We start from the raw sequence: 17499 nt of genomic DNA, 5'->3' as shown, positions 1-17499 counted from the left end.
ACCGACGATCGAGATCAGCAGGAGCATGTATGCGTATTGGGCACGGTTATGACGTCCACCGGTTCGGCGAGGGCGACTTTATTACTCTGGGCGGTCTGCAGATCCCCCACAAGCACGGGTTGGTCGCCCACTCTGATGGTGATGTATTACTGCATGCCTTGACCGATGCGCTGCTCGGCGCCGCTGCTCTGGGTGACATCGGTCAGCATTTCCCCGATACCGACCCGCAGTTCAAGGGCGCTGACAGCCGGGTGTTGCTGCGCCATGCGCTGGATCTGGTGCTGGCGAAAGGGTGGAAGGTCGCCAATGTGGATGCCACCATCGTCGCCCAGGCGCCAAAGATGGCGGCGCATATTCCGGCCATGCGTGAAGCCATCGCGGCAGATCTGCAAGTAGATACGGAGCAGGTCAACGTCAAGGCGACGACGACGGAAAAACTCGGCTTTGTCGGGCGTGAAGAGGGCATAGCGGTTCACGCCGTGGCCCTGTTGCTGCCGGTATGACCGCCGCTCAGCTTGACTGTCTCGGCCCGACTGCCTGGGGTTCACCCTGCGGCAGTGCGGTACTGAAAGCGCTTCCCGAGCATTTTTGCGTAACCGAAGTATTGGACATCGCATTCAGCGGGCAGGGTGAACACCTCTGGCTGTTGATCGAAAAGCGCAATCTGAATACCGAAGAGGTGGCCAAGCGTTTGGCCAGGGTGGCTGGGCTCAAGATACGAGATGTCAGCTATGCCGGTCTCAAGGACCGCAAGGCCGTCACTCGTCAGTGGTTCAGTCTGCAGTTGCCGGGCCGAGCCGACCCTGACTTCAGCGCCCTGTGGAGCGATGATCTGCAATGTATCGACAGCCGTCGCCATAGTCGCAAGTTGCAGCGTGGCGCGCACAGCGCCAATCATTTTGTTATTCACCTGACCCAGCTGCTCGCGGATGTCGGGCTGCTAAACGCGCGTTTGCAACAGATTGCTACTCGCGGCGTGCCGAATTACTTTGGCCCGCAGCGGTTTGGTCATGCTGCGGGGAATGTGCTGGATGCCCGTGGTTGGGCGGAGCGCGGTGCATTGCCGCCGGCCCGGGGTACTCGCTCGCGTCTGCTGTCCACGGCGCGCAGCCTGATATTCAACCGGCTGCTTGCCCAACGGGTGGCATCCGGCAGCTGGGACCAGGTGCTCGCCGGCGATTGTCTGGCCTTCACCAACAGCCGCAGCCAGTTCTCTGCCGAGCGCCTGGCCAGGGATGACCCGCGTCTGGCGGCGCTGGACGTGCATCCCACTGGCCCCCTGTGGGGGGCAGGGGAGCCACCCGTTGCAGCTGATGTAGCGGCGCTCGAGCGCCAGGCCGCTGATACTGAACCAGCGCTGGTCGCCTGGCTTCTGGCCGCCGAAGTAGAGCAGGCACGGCGCATTTTGCGCCTCCCCATTGCTGCGCTGACGTGGCATTATCCCTCACCGGATAGTCTTGTACTTGAATTCACCCTGCCGACCGGCTGTTTTGCCACAGCAGTGCTACGTGAGCTTGTTACGCTCACGGACGAGCCGGGCGGTGGACTGGAAAGTGAAAGCTGATGCGTATTTTAATTGCGAATGATGACGGGGTGCTGGCGCCTGGCCTTGCGGCCCTGTATGCGTCCCTGAGCAGTTATGCCGAGTGCATGGTGGTAGCCCCCCATGAGGATCGCAGCGGAGCCAGTAGCTCGTTGAGCCTGGATAAACCCCTGCGCCCGTTTGAACTGGAGAACGGTTTTATCGGTCTCAACGGCACGCCAACCGATTGCGTGCATCTGGGTTTGAACGCGCTGTACGAAGATCGTGTCGATATGGTGGTAGCCGGCATCAACCACGGCGCTAACCTGGGCGATGACGTGCTCTACTCGGGTACGGTGGCTGCGGCACTGGAAGGGCGTTTTCTAAAGCGTCCGGCGATGGCGTTCTCGCTGGTTGGCCGGCAGACGGATAATCTGCAGAGCGCCGCGATTATTGCGCAGCGGATGGTCACGGCGCATGAACAGCTGGATCTACCGCCGCGCACCATCCTGAATGTAAATATTCCCAATTTGCCACTGGACCACATCAAGGGCATTCGCCTGACGCGTCTGGGGCATCGCTCGCGCGCGGCTAAACCGGTCAAGTGGGTGGATCCGCGGGGCAAGGAAGGATACTGGATTTCCGTCGCCGGGGACGCCGAAGACGGTGGTGAAGGAACTGATTTTCACGCGGTGATGCAGGGTTATGTCTCTGTGACGCCGCTGCGAGTGGACAAGACCCACTACGAGGTGTTCGATCACCTCGGCCAGTGGCTTGAGGGGCTGGGCTGAATGGTAGTAAGAGAAGGTATGGATCGGCAAGGCATAGGCATGACGTCTCAGCGTACGCGCGAGAGGCTGCTTGAGCGTTTGTTCGAGGAAGGGGTGCGCAACTTGCGGGTGCTGGAGGCAATGCGTCGCACACCGCGGCACCTGTTCGTGGATGAAGCGCTGGCCCATCGCGCCTATGAAGATACCGCGTTACCAATCGGGCATAACCAGACTATCTCGCAACCCTATATTGTCGCGCGGATGACCGAGCTGCTGCTTGGTGGTGGGCCTTTGGATAAAGTGATGGAAGTGGGAACTGGCTCCGGGTACCAGACCGCCATCCTCGCCCAGGTGGTAGAGCGAGTGTTCAGCGTCGAACGTATTCATCCGTTGCAGGAGCGCGCCAAGGCGGTGCTCAAGGATATCAATATTCGCAACGTGGTTTTTCGCCATGCCGACGGTAACTGGGGCTGGCCGCAATATGGGCCGTACGATGCAATTCTGGTCGCAGCCGCGCCAGCGGAAGTGCCCAAGGAGCTGCTCAACCAGCTCGCTGATGGCGGCCGGCTGGTGATTCCGGTTGGCGACAAAGAACAGTTTTTGACGCTGGTGATACGCGAGGGTGATAACTTTATTCATCAGCAGGTCGAGCCAGTGCGATTTGTACCTTTACTGGCAGGAGCCATTCGATCTTGAGCAACCGATCTTGAACAATAAAGACAACCAACCTTTGGCCTTTCTGATGATTTTTCTGAAAGGCATGGCCATGGGTGCTGCAGACGTCGTACCCGGCGTCTCCGGCGGCACTATTGCTTTCATCAGTGGCATTTATGATCGTCTGCTTGCGGCGATTTCAGCCTGCACGCCAGCCAAATTGATCTGGTTGATCAAGGGGCGCTTTCGCGAAACCTGGCAAGCGATTGACGGCGCTTTTCTATTTACTCTGCTGGCTGGCATTCTCACCAGCATCGCCAGTCTGGCGCGGTTGATCAGCTACCTGCTGGACAACCACCCGGAGCTGATCTGGTCGTTTTTCTTCGGCCTTATTCTGGTCTCGGTGGTGCTGATCGGCAAGCAGATAAAGCGCTGGAATATCTGGACAGTAGGGGCCCTTGTGATAGGGGCGTTGTTTGCCTATCTGATTACTGTCGCGGTGCCTTTGCAATGGCCGGCGACGCCGTTGATGATCTTTATCGCTGGTGCGATCGCCATCTGCGCGATGATCCTGCCGGGTATCTCCGGCAGCTTTATCCTGTTGCTGCTGGGGCTGTATGCGGTGGTGCTGGGCGCGGTAAAGGACTTCAATCTGAGCTTGATCAGTGTATTCGCTTTGGGCTGCATAGCCGGTCTGCTGAGCTTTTCGCGCCTGCTGTCCTGGTTGCTGGAGCATGCTCGCAACGTTACCCTGGCCTTTCTAACCGGCCTGTTGGTAGGTTCGTTGAACAAGGTCTGGCCCTGGAAAGAAGTCATCAGCTGGCGGGTTGATAGCCAGGGTGAACGCGTGCCGCTGCTCGAAAGCAATCTCTGGCCGCAGCATTATCAGGCCGTCACCGGCGAGCCGGCTTATTGGCAATGGGGGTTGGTGCTGATGCTTGCGGCCGTGGTATTAGTGTTGCTGCTGGAATGGCTGGGCAAGCGTGTGTCCAATTGACCCATTCCACTAACTATAGTGAAATCAATCATTCATTCTTGCCTTGGGGCTGTGTGTGCCTGACGTGCCAACTGCCATGTTTGGATTAAAGCAACTGGGCCTCGTGGGCCTGGTCACTCTGTTGACTGCCTGTGCGGGTCCCAGCGGGATGGCACCTATTGATGACCGGGCGCGGGGCGGACAGCGTGCCGCGCCGACCACCACCTCAGGCCAGCACGTTGTTCAGCGAGGTGAAACGCTGTATCAGATCGCCTTCCGCTATGGCTGGGACTGGAAGGAGCTCGCCGCCGCCAATCGATTGCGCGAGCCCTTTACCATTTATCCCGGCCAACAGATCAGTCTGCAATCGGGTAGAACGCCAGCGGCACGGCCAGCAACAGCGTCTCGGCCGGGGTTTTCACGCACAACCAGTCCGCGCCCCAGCAGCAAGCCTACACCTTCACGAACGACAGAACCTGCCCGCACCAATACCCAGGTAGCGGCGCCAGCTGCTCGGTCTGCACCGCCAGCAAAAACCGTCAGTCTGCCGGCCAATGTGGCTGGCTGGGCCTGGCCGGTTCAGGGTCCATTGCTTTCCCGATTTCAGTCAAACGGAAGTTTGAATAAAGGCATTGATATTGCCGGTCAATTGGGACAGCCTGTGAAAGCAGCCGCAAGCGGTGCCGTGGTGTATGCCGGGCGGGGATTGCTGGGCTACGGCGAGATGATTATTGTCAAGCATGATGAAACCTATCTCAGTGCGTACGCTCATAATAGTAAGCTGCTGGTAGTTGAAGGCGACCAGGTCAAAGTCGGCCAGGTGATCGCTGAAATGGGTAGCAGCGGAACAGACAGGGTCAAGTTGCATTTCGAGATACGGCGTAAGGGCCAGCCGGTTGACCCTTTGCGTTACTTGCCCAAGTCTTGATTCCTGGTATGTTTTGATCGACAGTGAGACAGTTACCGACATACAGCTGTCACACTGCTAAGGCAGCCTGATAGCTGAGCGTATTGAGTAGTGCCATTGTTGGGGCGTTTGCCAGATCCTGATCGAATTGGAATGGGGCATGCATCATGGGATTGAATAATAATAAAGAGCCCGACCAGTACAACGAAGACATTATCGTTGTAAATGGACGTGAAGACAGGGATGAGGAAATCGAAATGGATGCACCTCGCGACGATAAGCCCCGGAGCAAGGTAGCCACCCCGCGCAACCACAAGCGCGAGAATGCCTTCGAGTTTACCAAGCAGCTGGATGCGACTCAGCTGTACCTGAATGAAATCGGTTTTTCCCCCCTGCTCACGCCCGAAGAAGAAGTGCATTTCGCGCGCCTGGCGCAAAAGGGTGATCCCGCCGGGCGCAAACGCATGATTGAAAGCAACCTGCGCCTGGTAGTGAAAATAGCGCGGCGTTACGTTAATCGTGGTCTGACACTGCTCGATCTGATCGAGGAAGGTAATCTCGGCCTGATTCGCGCGGTAGAGAAGTTCGACCCCGAGCGGGGATTCAGATTCTCCACTTACGCCACCTGGTGGATTCGGCAGACCATCGAACGCGCGATCATGAATCAGACCCGCACCATTCGCCTACCGATTCATGTGGTCAAAGAGCTGAACATTTATCTGCGCGCCGCGCGTGAATTGACACAAAAGCTTGACCACGAACCCTCCCCGGAAGAAATCTCGCAACTCCTCGATCGTCCGGTCGAGGACGTCAAGCGCATGCTCGGGCTCAACGAGCGGGTCGCCTCTGTAGACATGGCCTTCGGTCCTGACTCGGACAAGACGCTCCTCGATACCTTGACGGACGACCATGTCACCGACCCGTGTGAGCTGTTACAGGACGATGACCTGAATGCGAGCATCGATAACTGGTTGTCCGAGTTGACCGAAAAGCAGCGCGAAGTCGTTACCCGCCGCTTTGGCTTGCGCGGGCATGAAAGCAGTACGCTGGAAGAAGTTGGGCGGGAAATCGGTCTCACCCGCGAACGGGTAAGGCAGATCCAGGTCGAGGCGTTGAAGCGGCTCAGGGAGATTCTCGAGCAGCATGGCCTGTCAGGTGAATCGATCTTTCAATAGAGCCACTGCAGGATCAGGCCCGACCACCAGAACCCAAGTCAGTCGACTTGGGTTTTTACTTTACTGATCCAGATATACACCTCTGGCATATGCTCAGCTTCAGCCGTGGGTAGTTCCCGCGATGGCCCGGTTGCGCTATAACAGCAACTGGTTGTGCCATCGTCGGCAGAGCCTGTTTTCTGCTCATGGAGATAACTACTGATGGATCTGACAAACCCCTTTGTTTTGGCATCGCTGGCGATACTGGTGGTGGTGCTGTTGTATGCGGTGATGCTTTACAACCAACTGGTCAGCATCAAGCATGCGGTCAGCCAGGCCTGGGCGAATATCGATGTACTTTTGCGCCAACGCCATGACGAGTTGCCCAAGCTGGTGGAGGCCTGCCGCCGCTATATGCAACATGAACAAGGCACTCTGGAAAAGGTCATCCAGGCGCGCACTGCGGTGGCTCAGGCGCGCGAGCGCTCTGACGTGAAAGGGGTGGGGCAGGCCGAGTCGGCGCTGCGGCTTGGGCTGGGGCAGCTGTTCGCGCTGGCTGAGAGCTACCCGGAGCTCAAGGCCAATGAATCCTTTCAGCATCTACAGGAGCGCATTACCGGGCTCGAGAGCGGGATTGCCGACCGTCGCGAGCTGTATAACGCGGCGGTGAACATCAACAATGTGCGGATCGAGCAATTTCCTGATGTGATCGTAGCTCGTACCTTTGATTTCAAGTCTGCCGAGCTGCTGCAGTTTTCCGAAGCGGATACCGCCGATGTGGATATGCGAGCCTTGTTTTCATGATCAATGTGCACGGCATCATGGTGTTACCGCAGGGCTATTTTTTCCTGCTGCTCGCGCTTAGCAGCCTGGCGACCCTGTACACGTTGTACCGAATGCTGACGCGTTTGCGACGGGCGCGCTGGGTGGAAGATACGCCTACCTCACGTATCCGCTCTGCTGCCCAGGGGTTGGTAGAGCTGAATGGAGAGCTGGACGCTGGCGGTCACGCCCCGCTGGTTTCGCCGCTGGCTGAAATTGACTGCCTCTGGTATCGGTTTCGGGTTGAGGAGTACCGCCGCAGCGGCAAAACCAGCCAATGGCGCACGGTTGAACAAGGTGTGTCGGAACGCCCGTTTCTGTTGCGCGATACCACCGGCAGTTGCTGGATCGATCCGCAGGGTGCTGAAGTGCATCCACACAAGCGCAGGCGATGGGAGGGGCACAAACGCTGGCCGGCGGGTCATGGCCTGCGTACCGGGCTGCTCGGAAGCTTGATCGGCAGCCGCTATCGCTACACCGAGGAATGGTTTTCCGAGGGCGAGTCCTTGTATGCGCTGGGCTGGTTTCAGAGCCGTGGCGGTGGGCGGGAGGCGCAGGATCAGAACTCGGTGGCGCGGCAGGTCATCAGCCGATGGAAAGCCGATTATCTGGATCTCGTCGCGCGCTTTGACCAGAACAAGGACGGCCAGTTGGATGTGCAGGAATGGGACCGGGTCCGCGCTGCAGCAGAGCAGCAGGCCGAGCGCCAGACTCGGGTCGCCGGTCGCGAAGCGGTAGTGCACATGCTGGGTAAACCGTCAGTCAGCGGCTTGCCATTTTTGTTATCTGACCACCATGAGGAGCATCTCAGCGAGCATTTGCGGCGGCAATCGCGGTGGAGTCTTGCGGGGCTGTTCGCTGCGAGCGTGGTCAGCGGAGCCCTCTGGTTGGCGCTGCTGTCGGGCAGTTGAGAGTTAGATGTGCTGGTTGACGTTCTGGCGAGCGACCTTGCGGGCGCTGTAATTGCGTAACCAGTCAGCCAGCGCGGTGGCTGACAGCGGCCGACTGTAGTAATAGCCCTGACCTTCACTGCAACCCTGATCGATAATGTAGGCTTCCTGCGCGGCGGATTCGACGCCCTCGGCAATCACCTGCATATTCAGGCTGCGGCCCAGTTGAATGATTGCGCGGACGATGGTGGCGTCGTCTTCGTCGACCAGCACATCCAGTACAAAACTCTTGTCGATCTTGATCTTGTCCAGCGGCAGGCCGCGCAGATAACTCAGCGAAGAATAACCGGTACCGAAGTCGTCGATCGCAATCAGTACGCCGGCCTTTTTCAGGTTGTTCAGGTGGCCCGCAGCAGCGGAAATATCCTCCATCAAACCGGTTTCGGTCACCTCCAGCTCAAGGCTGTGGGGCGGCAACTTGTACCGCTGCATAAGGTTGGTAACCAGTTTGGACAGTTCGCTATGGTGCAGCTGCACGGTGGACAGGTTGACGGCCATGCGTAGATCGGTGAAGCCGTCTTTACGCCACAGGCTGAGTTGATGGCAGGCCTGTTCCAGTACCCACTCGCCAATCCCGATGATACTGCCGTTCTGTTCGGCCAGCGGAATGAACAGATCCGGAGGGACCAGGCCGCGTTCAGGATGCTGCCAGCGGATCAAGGCTTCCACACCCACTACCTTGTGACTGCTGTAGCTGACCTGGGGTTGGTAGACCAGATGGAACTCGTTGCGGGCCAATGCGCCGCGCAGGTCTTTTTCAAGTTCACGGCGAACGCGCATCTCGCTATCCAGGCTGGCAATGTAAAACTGGTAGCGATTGCGTGAGCGTGCCTTGGCCAGCATCATCGTCTGCTCTGCTTTCTGCAGCAGTTTTTCTGCGTCGTCGCCGTCATCGGGGAACAGGGTGATACCAATGGTCGCCCGCAGGCTGATGCTGTGGTCGCCCAGTTCGAACGGGCGGTTCAGGTCGTCAAGAATGGTTTGCGCGAGCTCGGCAGCTTCATAGGGCTCATTGATCCCGGTCTGAATCAGCGCGAACTGATCACCGCCCAAGCGCGCCAGGCTTCCCAGGCGCCCGCTGTTGGCGCGCAAACGGTCTGCAACGGCGACCAGCAAGCTGTCGCCCGATTGGTAGCTGAACTGCTCGTTGACCTCCTTGAAATCGTCCAGCCCGCAGCACAGCACAGCCACGCCGCGCTGACGCCGGCCCGCATCGGTCAGGATGCGGCCGAGCTGTTCCTGCAGCATGCTGCGATTGGGCAGGCTGGTCAGGGTGTCGTGGTGGGCCATGTGCAGCAAGTTGGCCTCAGCCTCACGGCGGCGATGGCTGTTGCGTTCGATGGAATCCAGCAGCTCGTTGGCTTTGTTGATCCAGACGCCCAGCTCGTTCTTTTCCTGGCCGGGCAACATAGGGATGTGCATTTTGCCCGGTTGGTCGGGATTGATGTCGGCGATATGGCCGATAATTCGTGCCAGGGGTTTGGTCAGCAGTACGTGATAGATCAGAAACAGCACGAAGGCCATCGCCATCGCCCGCAGAATGCCGGAGAGCATGATGATCAGCGAGCTTTGCAGAAAGTCGTTGCCGTAGGGATGAGTATCCAGCGTCAGACGCAGATCACCGTAATACTCGTTATACGGTGCGCGGCCATGCAGCTCGATGCTGTAACTTTGTTCCGCGCCGAACAACCAGTCGGTCAGCGTGCGGTATCCGGAGCTGGGAGTAGTCTCTTCACGGTATGCCAGGGGGGCTTCATCAGGATGGCCGATGGAGGCAAAGCGCACCGCTTCATGTTCGAAGAGGCCTTCCACTACCTGCATGGCCATTTCCCTGTCCAGGCTGTACACCGCCTGGGTCGCGGGATCGCGGGACATGGCCAGAATCTGGGCAGCGGTACTGTCTATCAGTGACCGCTCCTTCTTCAAATCATAGAGTATCTGTGCGCAGCTGAGCACGATGCCAACAAGCAATGCCCAGAGCAGAACAAGGCGCAGAAGCTTGATCGATAGACTGTGTCGGCGCTCCGGTTTCAATGTCTTGTTATTCCAGCATCAGTTGATAGGTATCTGTACATCATCGACGGCCCATCGCAATCATGCAATGGGGCTTCGCGCGCAGCACATAATACCCAGTATCGGTGAGGAAACGAATGACGTCAAAGTGCCAGCGTCATTTAATAGACATAAACGACACACCCCGCCGAAGCGGGGTGTGTTGGAACGACAACTACTTAGGTATTAAGCAGCGAAGTTTTTCGCAACGAAGTCCCAGTTGACCAGATTCCAGAACGCCTCGACGTATTTCGGACGGGCGTTGCGGTAGTCGATGTAGTAGGCATGTTCCCATACATCGCAGGTCAGCAGCGGCGTGTCGCCGGAGGTGATGGGGTTGCCAGCACCCACAGTGCTGACCAGCGCCAGGGAACCATCGCTGCGCTTGACCAACCAGCCCCAGCCAGAACCGAAGGTGCCAATCGAAGTCTTGCTGAACTCTTCCTTGAACTTGTCAAAGGAGCCAAAGGACTTGGTGATGGCATCGGCCAGCTCGCCAGTGGGCTCGCCACCGCCGTTCGGGCTCAGGCAGTTCCAGTAGAACGTGTGGTTCCAGACCTGGGCTGCATTGTTGAATACGCCACCCTTGGAAGTCTTGATGATCTCTTCCAGGCTTTTGCCTTCGAACTCGGTACCGGGGACCAGGTTGTTCAGGTTGTCGACATAGGTCTTGTGGTGCTTGTCGTGGTGGTATTCCAGCGTCTCAGCCGAAATGTGTGGCTGCAGTGCAGTTTTTTCGTAGGGCAATGCTGGTAATTCAAAAGCCATGTTGTATCTCCATCTTCAGGTATCAGGATCCGGAAACGGTATGAAAACGACACGAATCCGTGGTGTGACTGGCAGGCTGGCAGCTCTTGGTCCAACAGCCTGATGACGCCTCTTGTGAATTGGGCGTTGCCCGTCCAACCGACCGGGAAGCAATTAGCATAGCATCACCGTGGCACTCTATCCACGCACCAAGCATGTGGTTATACGCCGGCTAGAGCCTCAGGCTCAGGAGTTGGCGAGACCCCAGGCAACGCTCAGCATCATGCAGGCCACGCCTACATCGATCAGTTTCCAGGTGTAGGGACGGCTTAGCCAAGGCGCCAGCCAGGCGCCGCCAAGCGCCAGGACAGTAAACCAGAGAATCGAGCCGCTGACCGCGCCCAGGGCAAAGATGCCAGGCAGTTGCTGTTGCGCGCCGATGGACCCGATCAACACCACGGTATCCAGGTAGACATGCGGGTTCAGCAGGGTGACCGCCAGCGTCGCAAGGATCACGGCACGCCGCGTTCGCGGTGGCTGCAAGTCGACGTTCAAGGCAGTCGGCTTGCTGGCGCGGCGTAGCGCCAGCGCAGCATAGCTGAGCAGGAAGAGCACACCGCCCCAGCGCGTGATCTCCAGCAGCAGCGCATGTTCCTGCAGCAGACCGCCAAGCCCGAAAGTGCCGGCGACAATGAGCACGGCGTCGCAGCTCATGCACAAGATCGCGGCGCTCAGGTGATGCTCGCGTTTGAGACTCTGCCCGAGGACGAAAGCGTTCTGCGCGCCGATCGCGATGATCAGCCCGGTGGCGACAAATAATCCGGTGAAGTAAGTGCTCAGCATTAGGCTTGGTTCCTGGTTCAACGAGCTGGCAGTTTCGGTTACTCTGCTAAATAAGAAAAACAAATAATCGTTATGTAGTATTAAGAGAATTAATAACCATGGATTATAAATTGCTGCAGGCGTTAGCGGCTGTGGTAGAGCAAGGCGGCTTTGAGCGCGCGGCGCTGACACTGGGGTTATCGCAGTCCGCGGTGTCGCAGCGGATCAAATTGCTGGAGTCTCGCGTGGGGGCCCCGGTGTTGCTGCGCAAGGCGCCACCCGTGCCCACACCGGCTGGGCAGAGGCTGCTCAATCATATGCAACAGGTGCGTTTGCTGGAGCGTGATCTGCTCCAGGATGTGCCAATGGGCGAGCAGGGCGGTTGGCAAACGCGACTGCGTATTGCCTTGAATGCCGATAGCCTGGCCACATGGTGGGCGGCGGCCGTGGCACCGCTGTGCGAACAGCAGGGACTGCTATTGGATCTGCTGACCGACGACCAGGAGGTAGGTCTGCGGCGCATGCGCTCCGGCGAGGTGGCCGGATGTGTTTGCGCTACACCCACGCCGGTAGCCGGGGCTCGCGCGCTTAAATTGGGCGACATGCGATACCTGGCGGTCGCGCGCTCCGACCTGCTGGCGACTTATTTCCCGCCGGGGTGGGAGGCGCCTGCATGGGGACAGGCGCCGGCTATTGTGTTCGGCCCAGACGATCAGTTGCAGCATCGGTTCCTTGCCAACTGCGGCTACCAAGGCGAGTTCCCCTACCACCTGTGCCCTTCCTCTGAGGGGTTTGTGCGCATGCTTTGCGCGGGCATCGGCTGGGGCATGGTGCCAGGGCTACAGATTATCCAGGAGCTTGAACAGGGTCTGCTGCGGGAAATTCTGCCAGGGCAGGGCGTAGAGGTGCCGCTGTACTGGCATTACTGGCGCAATGGCGGGCGCCTGTTGGAGCAACTGACCCAGCAGCTGGCAAGCAGCGCGCCTGGCTTGCTGGGCAAAGGTCAGGTGTCGTCGTTGCCTAGCTGATCTGAATTTTTCCAGAGCCGGGCAACTCTTCAATGCAATGATCGCCCATCAGCCGTGAAGGGGTGAAGTAACCCGGCGCCCGCACGCCTTCCAGCACGTGTTTGACTGCCATCAATACGCCGTGCACCGTCACGTCATAACCGTTGGCAACTTCGATACGCGCGGTGACCTTCTTGCCCGCCCGGTTCTGCGCTTCGCCCCAGACATAGGTCCGGGCGCTGAGCCGTTGCTGACTGTCCGGCCCGGTGATCTTGCGGCCCACCAGATGCTTCAGCAGGGCCTGAACAGGCGCCAGGCCGAGCACCGGTCTGAGCCAATCCAACCGCCGCAGACGGGTGGCGGCACTCGGTGCCATGGGGATAAAGACTTCAATATTATCGATGCCGGTAGAAAACCAGGCGGTGGCGATATCGCCCCAGGGAATGGTGACGGCGTATTTGGTGCCGTTGCCAAAGTCAATCTCGCGGCTCTGCCAGGCCAGCGGAACAGTGCGGATCTTGTCTTTTTCCCGCACTTTCCCGCCATACTTGAGGCCTTCTACCGAGGTCTTGGCAGTGCCCGGTGAAAAACCACTGCGTGAGTCAAAGCCCAGGGCCAGGCGGTCGGCGTCTGGTAGTTCGGCTTTCAAGGCGGCGGCGATGCAATCGGTAGGAATGACGTCAAAGCCAACCCCCGAACAGATCACGATGTTGGCTGCCTCCGCTTCCGCATGACGCTCCTGCGCTGCAACAAAAACATCTATCTCTCCGGTGATATCCAGATAATGGCAATGGTTGGCGAGACAGGCGTCGATCATCGGCTGACTGGTGGCCGAAAAGGGGCCGGCGCAATGGGCGACGGCTTGCATGCCTTTCACCCCCTCAATGGCGGCTGCAGCATCGCGCAAGTCGAAGATCCGGCAAGGCAGGTCCAGTTCGCTGGCCAAAGCCTCCACCGCGCTGCGATTGCGCCCGGCGAGCACCGGTTTCAGACCCTGCTCGCAGGCCTCCCTGGCCAACAGGGTGCCGGTATAGCCATTGGCGCCGTATATCATCCATTCCTGCATGGTTCTTCCTCTTCTGCCGTGCGGCGCTGCCGCATCCAAGGCTTGAGGTTAACGGCTGCAACTCCACAGCGCCAGTGCCTGTGCCGGTGTATGCTTTAGCCTTGCAGAGGCTAACAACAAAAAAGGGGTAGGATGAGTATGCGGATTCTGGTCACGGGTGCCAGCGGCTTTATCGGCGGGCGCTTTGCGGCCCATGCGTTGGCGCAGGGGTTGCAGGTCGTCTGTTCAGGGCGACAGATGGCGGCGATGGGCTGGCTGGCCGAACGCGGCGCCGAGTGTATCGCCGGGGATCTGCTCGATGCGACATTCGCCCTGAAGGCCAGTGCCGGCTGCGACGCCGTTGTTCACTGTGCAGGCGCGGTAGGGACGTGGGGCAGCTACCAGCATTTCTACGACGCCAATGTTCGTGTGACCGAGCACATCATCGCAGCGATGCAGCAACAGCAGATTCCGCGTCTGGTGCATCTGTCTTCTCCGTCGATCTACTTTGACGGCCAGCACCACCGGGATATCAGTGAAGATTTCAAGCCGCCACGCTTTTTTGATCATTACGGCGCCACCAAATATCTGGCCGACCAGAAGGTTCTTGCTGCAGGTAGCCAGGGGCTGGAGGTGATTGCACTGCGGCCGCGTTTGGTTATCGGCGCGGGTGACACCTCGGTATTTCCTCGTTTGCTGCGGGCTCATCAGAGTGGCCGGTTGCGCATTATCGGTCGTGGCGACAATCGTGTGGATCTGACGCCGGTGGAGAACGTCAGTCAGGCATTGCTGTTGGCGTTACAGGCGCCCTCCAGTGCGCTGGGGCGCGCCTACAACATCAGTAATGGAGATCCGGTGGCGTTCTGGCCGACCTTCAATCGACTGCTTGGCACGCTGGGCCTGCCGCCGTTGACCCAGCATATGCCCTATGCCTTGGCTTACGGACTGGCCAGTATCGCCGAGCTGAAAGCCCGATTAACCCCCGGTCAGCCTGAGCCAGCCATATTTCGCCTGGGTATGGCCGTTATGGCACGCGATTTCAATCTGGACATCGGCGCCGCGCGCGAACATCTGGGCTATGTGCCTGCCGTGAGCACCGAGGAGGGCATTGCCCGGTTTGCCAACTGGTGGCAAGCGGGCATGCCGGCGCTAGCGGACTACCTGCCCGCGGTAGATGCGCACCGGCGCTGATTCATTATGCCGTACCGGCGGCGGTGCCTCGAAGGCAGGGGTGGGCGTCTGTTGCAACAGACGCTGGCGCGAAGCGATCGCACCCTGGCCCAGTTGCATCTCCGGCTCGGGCTCTGCTTCGGGTGTGGTCATATCGGCCAGGCGCAAGCCCAGTTCGCGGATGTCACCCAGACGACTGTCCCGACTGAGGCGGATCATGTGCTCTACCGCGTCGACGTCGCTAAGCCTGACAGTCACTCCCAGCTCCTGTTTGAGCCGGCGGCGCAGTGCGGTCATGCATTCGAGTGTAGTGCGATTGAATTGCGCTTCAGTAAACATCATGCCCCCTGGTGGCTTGGTTAACAGTCGAGGGTTCTGGCCAAGCGTTCCTGTAACAAGCAGAATATGTACCAATTGTCCGATTTGACGGATTTATGCGCGCTGTAGCGGGTCCAACGGCGCAAAGTGGCCCCCTACAGGGCTAGGGTTGCGATCTGCTGGTGCATTGCTGCACCGCTCTGGCGCGGCCTTTTTCAAGGTTTTTTGTCAAAAGAAAAGAGGTTAGTACATGAAAGGACGTGATCGGGATGACGACTTGCCAAGCTTCCGGGCAACGGATGACCATGATCCTTTGTCGGACCGCGATCACCCCTCTCCAGCGGTGAATCCCCGGGCGGAAACCATTCACACACCAATACGACCCGAGCCTTCCCCCCAAGGTACCGGCGCATTGTGGGCGCTGTGTGCGGCACTGACACTGGCGCTGATTGGTTTTGGTTACTGGAGCCACCAACAACAAACTCAGTTGCGCCAGCAACTGGTGGCCACGCAAAACAGCTTTGCACGCATCAGCGAGGATGCTGTGGGCCGTATTCAGGATATTACCGGTAAGGTCAGTGCGACTGAGTCCTCCCGTAGCGAAGCCGAGCAGGCGCGCGCGGCGCAGCTCGAGCAGTTGGAAAAGCAGGTAGCCGAGTTGACTGATCAAGTGCAGTCGCAAACGAGCCGTTTGGAAACTGCCGCTACCAGCGAGCGCGATTTGCTGGCCCGGTTGGCGGCCCAGGAAGAATTGGCGCAAGCCGGCGCTGAGCAACTGACTGAGCAACAGGAACAACTGGTTGAACAGGAAGAGCTGTTGGAGGCTATCGAGCAGCGCTCAAGCGACAATCTCGCCGCAGTGGAGGAGCTTGAACAGATGCTCGTTGCACTTAACGGCGAAGCCGGCCAATTGACTCAGCTGGAACAACAGCTGGAGCGTCAGGCGGCCCGTACCTCCAGCCTGGAGTCCAAACTGGAGATTCTTGCGCGTGAGCGGCAGTCGGTAAACCTCGACCAGGAACTGCTGGTGCTGCGCTCGGAAATTGATCAGCGCTTGAGCAGTACTCAGGATGCGCTGGAGTCTATCGACAGCTTCCGCGTGCAGGTCAATCGCAACATCAATACTCTGCGTACGCAGATGTCCAACCTGCAACAGCAGGTCTCTGCGCCCCGATGAATTTTCTCGCGCATCTGTTTCTTGGCCCCAAAGAGCCGGAGCAGGCCTTGGGTAGTCTGCTTGGAGACTTCGTGCGCGGGCCCGTGGAATGCCTGGATCTGCCCCAGGGGGTGCGCGACGGAATATGGCTGCATCGGCGTATAGACGTCTTCACCGACGCTCACCCTTTGGTGCGCCGCAGCCGCGAGCGAGTCAGCCCGGAGCGTCGCCGCTATGCTGGCATCATGATCGACATGTTCTACGATCATCTGCTGGCCCGGCATTGGCAGGCATTTTCGGACCAGCCGCTGGAGCAATTCACCCAGGACATTTACGCGGTATTGCTGGACCAGCAATCCATCATCCCCGAACAGGCGTGGCCGACGATCAGTCGCATGGCGAAAAACGATTGGTTGTCCAGCTACGCCCGGTTGCACCACCTGCACCGGGCGCTGGATAACATTTCGCTGCGGCTCAAGCGGGCCAACCCGTTGCCGGGCTCAGCGCAAGAGCTGGAGCAGGATTATCTTGGCTTCGAGGCGGATTTTATGGCTTATATGCCGCAGGTGATCGCGTACGCCACCGATCAGGCCGCCGATTTCAATCGCTCGACCGCGGTACCTGTGGCTAGCTCAGAGCTCAGCTCAGCCCCGGAGTCTGGAGTTAATCCCAAGGCCTGACTGACGGCCGCCTGACTCTTTCTTGCCAACTGGTTGCGGTTGCCGGCGCTGGGTTGCAGGTCTTCAAGAAAATGCAATTCCACGTCTATGCGTGGGCTACCCAGCAGCTTCAGCAGATGCGCAGAGAATTCGTCGTCGTTGATAAAAGGTGCGATGGTATCTGGCTGGCCCTGTTGCCTGTAGGCGATCGCCACTGGTTGTATCGGTGTCGCGGAGTCGATTGCGCAGCTCAGCAGGCGGCCGTGAAAGGTTCGCAGCTGATCGCCTGCCGTGGTCGTGCCTTCAGCAAAAATTACCAGGCTGTGACCTTGCTGCAGGGCGTTGGTCAACTGCGTCTGCAGGCTGGTGCCGCCAGTCTGCCCGCGCTGGATAAACAGCGTACCGGCGGCGGCCGCCAGCCAGCCGATCACGGGCCAGTCGCGAACCTCCGCCTTGGACAGAAAATGCACTGGGGTATGCGCGCCGATAAGAATGATATCCAGCCAGGACACATGATTGCTGATCAGCAGCCGCGTTCCGGTGGCCGGCAGGCCGTGGCACTTTACCCGTAGAGGCAAGACCCGGAGTAAGCCGCACATCCACCATCGGGCCCAGCGCTGGCGCTCGGCGCCCATTGGCCTGGCGGTGAGCTTTTGCAGTAGCGCCATCACCAGGCTTAGCAGCAGCCCGCAACCAATCCATACCACTACCGCAGGTATGCGCCAGAGGCGCCTGAGAGCCGCGCGTGTAGAGCTTTCCGTGGTCATC

At 59.0% G+C, this 17499-nt stretch carries 19 protein-coding genes; 13 read left to right on the top strand and 6 right to left on the bottom strand.

All coding sequences use genetic code 11. The features are described from left to right. Positions 1 to 29: 29 nt before the first annotated feature. The 9 genes from ispF to EAO82_RS16375 all read left to right on the top strand — a co-directional run bounded on the left by ispF (position 30) and on the right by EAO82_RS16375 (position 7716). Positions 30 to 503 (top strand): 2-C-methyl-D-erythritol 2,4-cyclodiphosphate synthase, encoded by a 474-nt coding sequence (gene ispF / locus EAO82_RS16415; RefSeq protein ID WP_096348252.1) that lies wholly within the window; start codon positions 30 to 32, stop codon positions 501 to 503. Further along, positions 500 to 1564 (top strand): tRNA pseudouridine(13) synthase TruD, encoded by a 1065-nt coding sequence (gene truD, locus EAO82_RS16410; protein WP_096348251.1) that lies wholly within the window; start codon positions 500 to 502, stop codon positions 1562 to 1564. Before ispF ends, truD begins: the two co-directional genes overlap by 4 nt. Continuing rightward, complete coding sequence (gene surE, locus EAO82_RS16405; protein WP_096348250.1) at positions 1564 to 2313, top strand: 5'/3'-nucleotidase SurE; 750 nt, start codon at positions 1564 to 1566, stop codon at positions 2311 to 2313. The genes truD and surE overlap by 1 nt, the downstream gene beginning before the upstream one ends. Beyond that, entirely contained in the window at positions 2314 to 2988 is a 675-nt protein-coding gene (locus tag EAO82_RS16400) for a protein-L-isoaspartate(D-aspartate) O-methyltransferase (RefSeq protein ID WP_096348249.1), read from the top strand. It begins immediately after the preceding gene. A gap of 46 nt (positions 2989 to 3034) precedes the next feature. After that, positions 3035 to 3943, top strand: coding sequence for a DUF368 domain-containing protein (locus EAO82_RS16395; RefSeq protein WP_096348469.1), 909 nt, complete (start codon positions 3035 to 3037; stop codon positions 3941 to 3943). A 76-nt stretch (positions 3944 to 4019) separates the two neighbouring features. Further along, positions 4020 to 4850, top strand: a complete 831-nt coding sequence (locus EAO82_RS16390) for a peptidoglycan DD-metalloendopeptidase family protein (protein ID WP_096348248.1) — start codon at positions 4020 to 4022, stop codon at positions 4848 to 4850. A 146-nt stretch (positions 4851 to 4996) separates the two neighbouring features. Continuing rightward, positions 4997 to 6004 carry an RNA polymerase sigma factor RpoS gene (gene rpoS / locus EAO82_RS16385; protein ID WP_096348247.1) on the top strand — a complete coding sequence of 336 codons (1008 nt, stop codon included), beginning with the start codon at positions 4997 to 4999 and terminating at the stop codon, positions 6002 to 6004. 201 nt (positions 6005 to 6205) lie between these two features. Next, positions 6206 to 6787, top strand: a complete 582-nt coding sequence (locus EAO82_RS16380) for a LemA family protein (RefSeq protein ID WP_096348246.1) — start codon at positions 6206 to 6208, stop codon at positions 6785 to 6787. Next, the gene (locus EAO82_RS16375) at positions 6784 to 7716 is read left to right on the top strand and encodes a GIDE domain-containing protein (RefSeq protein WP_096348245.1); all 933 of its coding nucleotides are present in this window, start codon (positions 6784 to 6786) and stop codon (positions 7714 to 7716) included. Before EAO82_RS16380 ends, EAO82_RS16375 begins: the two co-directional genes overlap by 4 nt. A gap of 3 nt (positions 7717 to 7719) precedes the next feature. Here the strand turns inward: EAO82_RS16375 and EAO82_RS16370 are convergent, their stop codons facing one another. The 3 genes from EAO82_RS16370 to EAO82_RS16360 form a co-directional block, all read right to left on the bottom strand. Further along, positions 7720 to 9789, bottom strand: coding sequence for a putative bifunctional diguanylate cyclase/phosphodiesterase (locus EAO82_RS16370; protein WP_096348244.1), 2070 nt, complete (start codon positions 9787 to 9789; stop codon positions 7720 to 7722). Positions 9790 to 9993: 204 nt separating this feature from the next. Then, positions 9994 to 10575, bottom strand: a complete 582-nt coding sequence (gene sodB, locus EAO82_RS16365; protein ID WP_096348243.1) for a superoxide dismutase [Fe] — start codon at positions 10573 to 10575, stop codon at positions 9994 to 9996. Between the two features lie 225 nt (positions 10576 to 10800). Next, entirely contained in the window at positions 10801 to 11397 is a 597-nt protein-coding gene (locus EAO82_RS16360) for a LysE/ArgO family amino acid transporter (RefSeq protein ID WP_096348242.1), read from the bottom strand. 98 nt (positions 11398 to 11495) lie between these two features. On the opposite strand from EAO82_RS16360, the gene EAO82_RS16355 reads away from it, so the two are divergent. Continuing rightward, positions 11496 to 12404 carry a LysR family transcriptional regulator ArgP gene (locus EAO82_RS16355; protein ID WP_096348241.1) on the top strand — a complete coding sequence of 303 codons (909 nt, stop codon included), beginning with the start codon at positions 11496 to 11498 and terminating at the stop codon, positions 12402 to 12404. Here the strand turns inward: EAO82_RS16355 and EAO82_RS16350 are convergent. Continuing rightward, positions 12397 to 13449 (bottom strand): saccharopine dehydrogenase family protein, encoded by a 1053-nt coding sequence (locus EAO82_RS16350; protein WP_231703231.1) that lies wholly within the window; start codon positions 13447 to 13449, stop codon positions 12397 to 12399. The genes EAO82_RS16355 and EAO82_RS16350 overlap by 8 nt on opposite strands. A 138-nt stretch (positions 13450 to 13587) precedes the next feature. Here EAO82_RS16350 and EAO82_RS16345 point away from each other — a divergent pair, with 138 nt between their 5' ends. Continuing rightward, positions 13588 to 14619, top strand: coding sequence for an NAD-dependent epimerase/dehydratase family protein (locus EAO82_RS16345; RefSeq protein ID WP_096348240.1), 1032 nt, complete (start codon positions 13588 to 13590; stop codon positions 14617 to 14619). Here the strand turns inward: EAO82_RS16345 and EAO82_RS16340 are convergent. Next, complete coding sequence (locus EAO82_RS16340; RefSeq protein ID WP_096348239.1) at positions 14578 to 14937, bottom strand: hypothetical protein; 360 nt, start codon at positions 14935 to 14937, stop codon at positions 14578 to 14580. The genes EAO82_RS16345 and EAO82_RS16340 overlap by 42 nt on opposite strands. Before the next feature lie 229 nt (positions 14938 to 15166). Between EAO82_RS16340 and EAO82_RS16335 the strand changes: the two genes are divergently transcribed. Next, complete coding sequence (locus EAO82_RS16335; RefSeq protein ID WP_143520388.1) at positions 15167 to 16093, top strand: hypothetical protein; 927 nt, start codon at positions 15167 to 15169, stop codon at positions 16091 to 16093. Further along, a complete protein-coding gene (locus tag EAO82_RS16330; RefSeq protein WP_096348237.1) occupies positions 16090 to 16752 on the top strand; it encodes an ACP phosphodiesterase in 663 nt (220 codons plus the stop codon). Before EAO82_RS16335 ends, EAO82_RS16330 begins: the two co-directional genes overlap by 4 nt. Here the strand turns inward: EAO82_RS16330 and EAO82_RS16325 are convergent. Next, complete coding sequence (locus tag EAO82_RS16325; protein ID WP_096348236.1) at positions 16659 to 17498, bottom strand: lysophospholipid acyltransferase family protein; 840 nt, start codon at positions 17496 to 17498, stop codon at positions 16659 to 16661. The genes EAO82_RS16330 and EAO82_RS16325 overlap by 94 nt on opposite strands. Between the last annotated feature and the right edge of the window lies 1 nt (position 17499).

It is taken from the genome of Halopseudomonas pelagia (assembly GCF_009497895.1).
In the GTDB taxonomy this organism is placed as follows: Bacteria; Pseudomonadota; Gammaproteobacteria; order Pseudomonadales; family Pseudomonadaceae; genus Halopseudomonas; species Halopseudomonas pelagia_A.
Note: the sequence above shows the minus strand (reverse complement) of the source record. Positions and strands in the feature narration are given on the sequence as shown.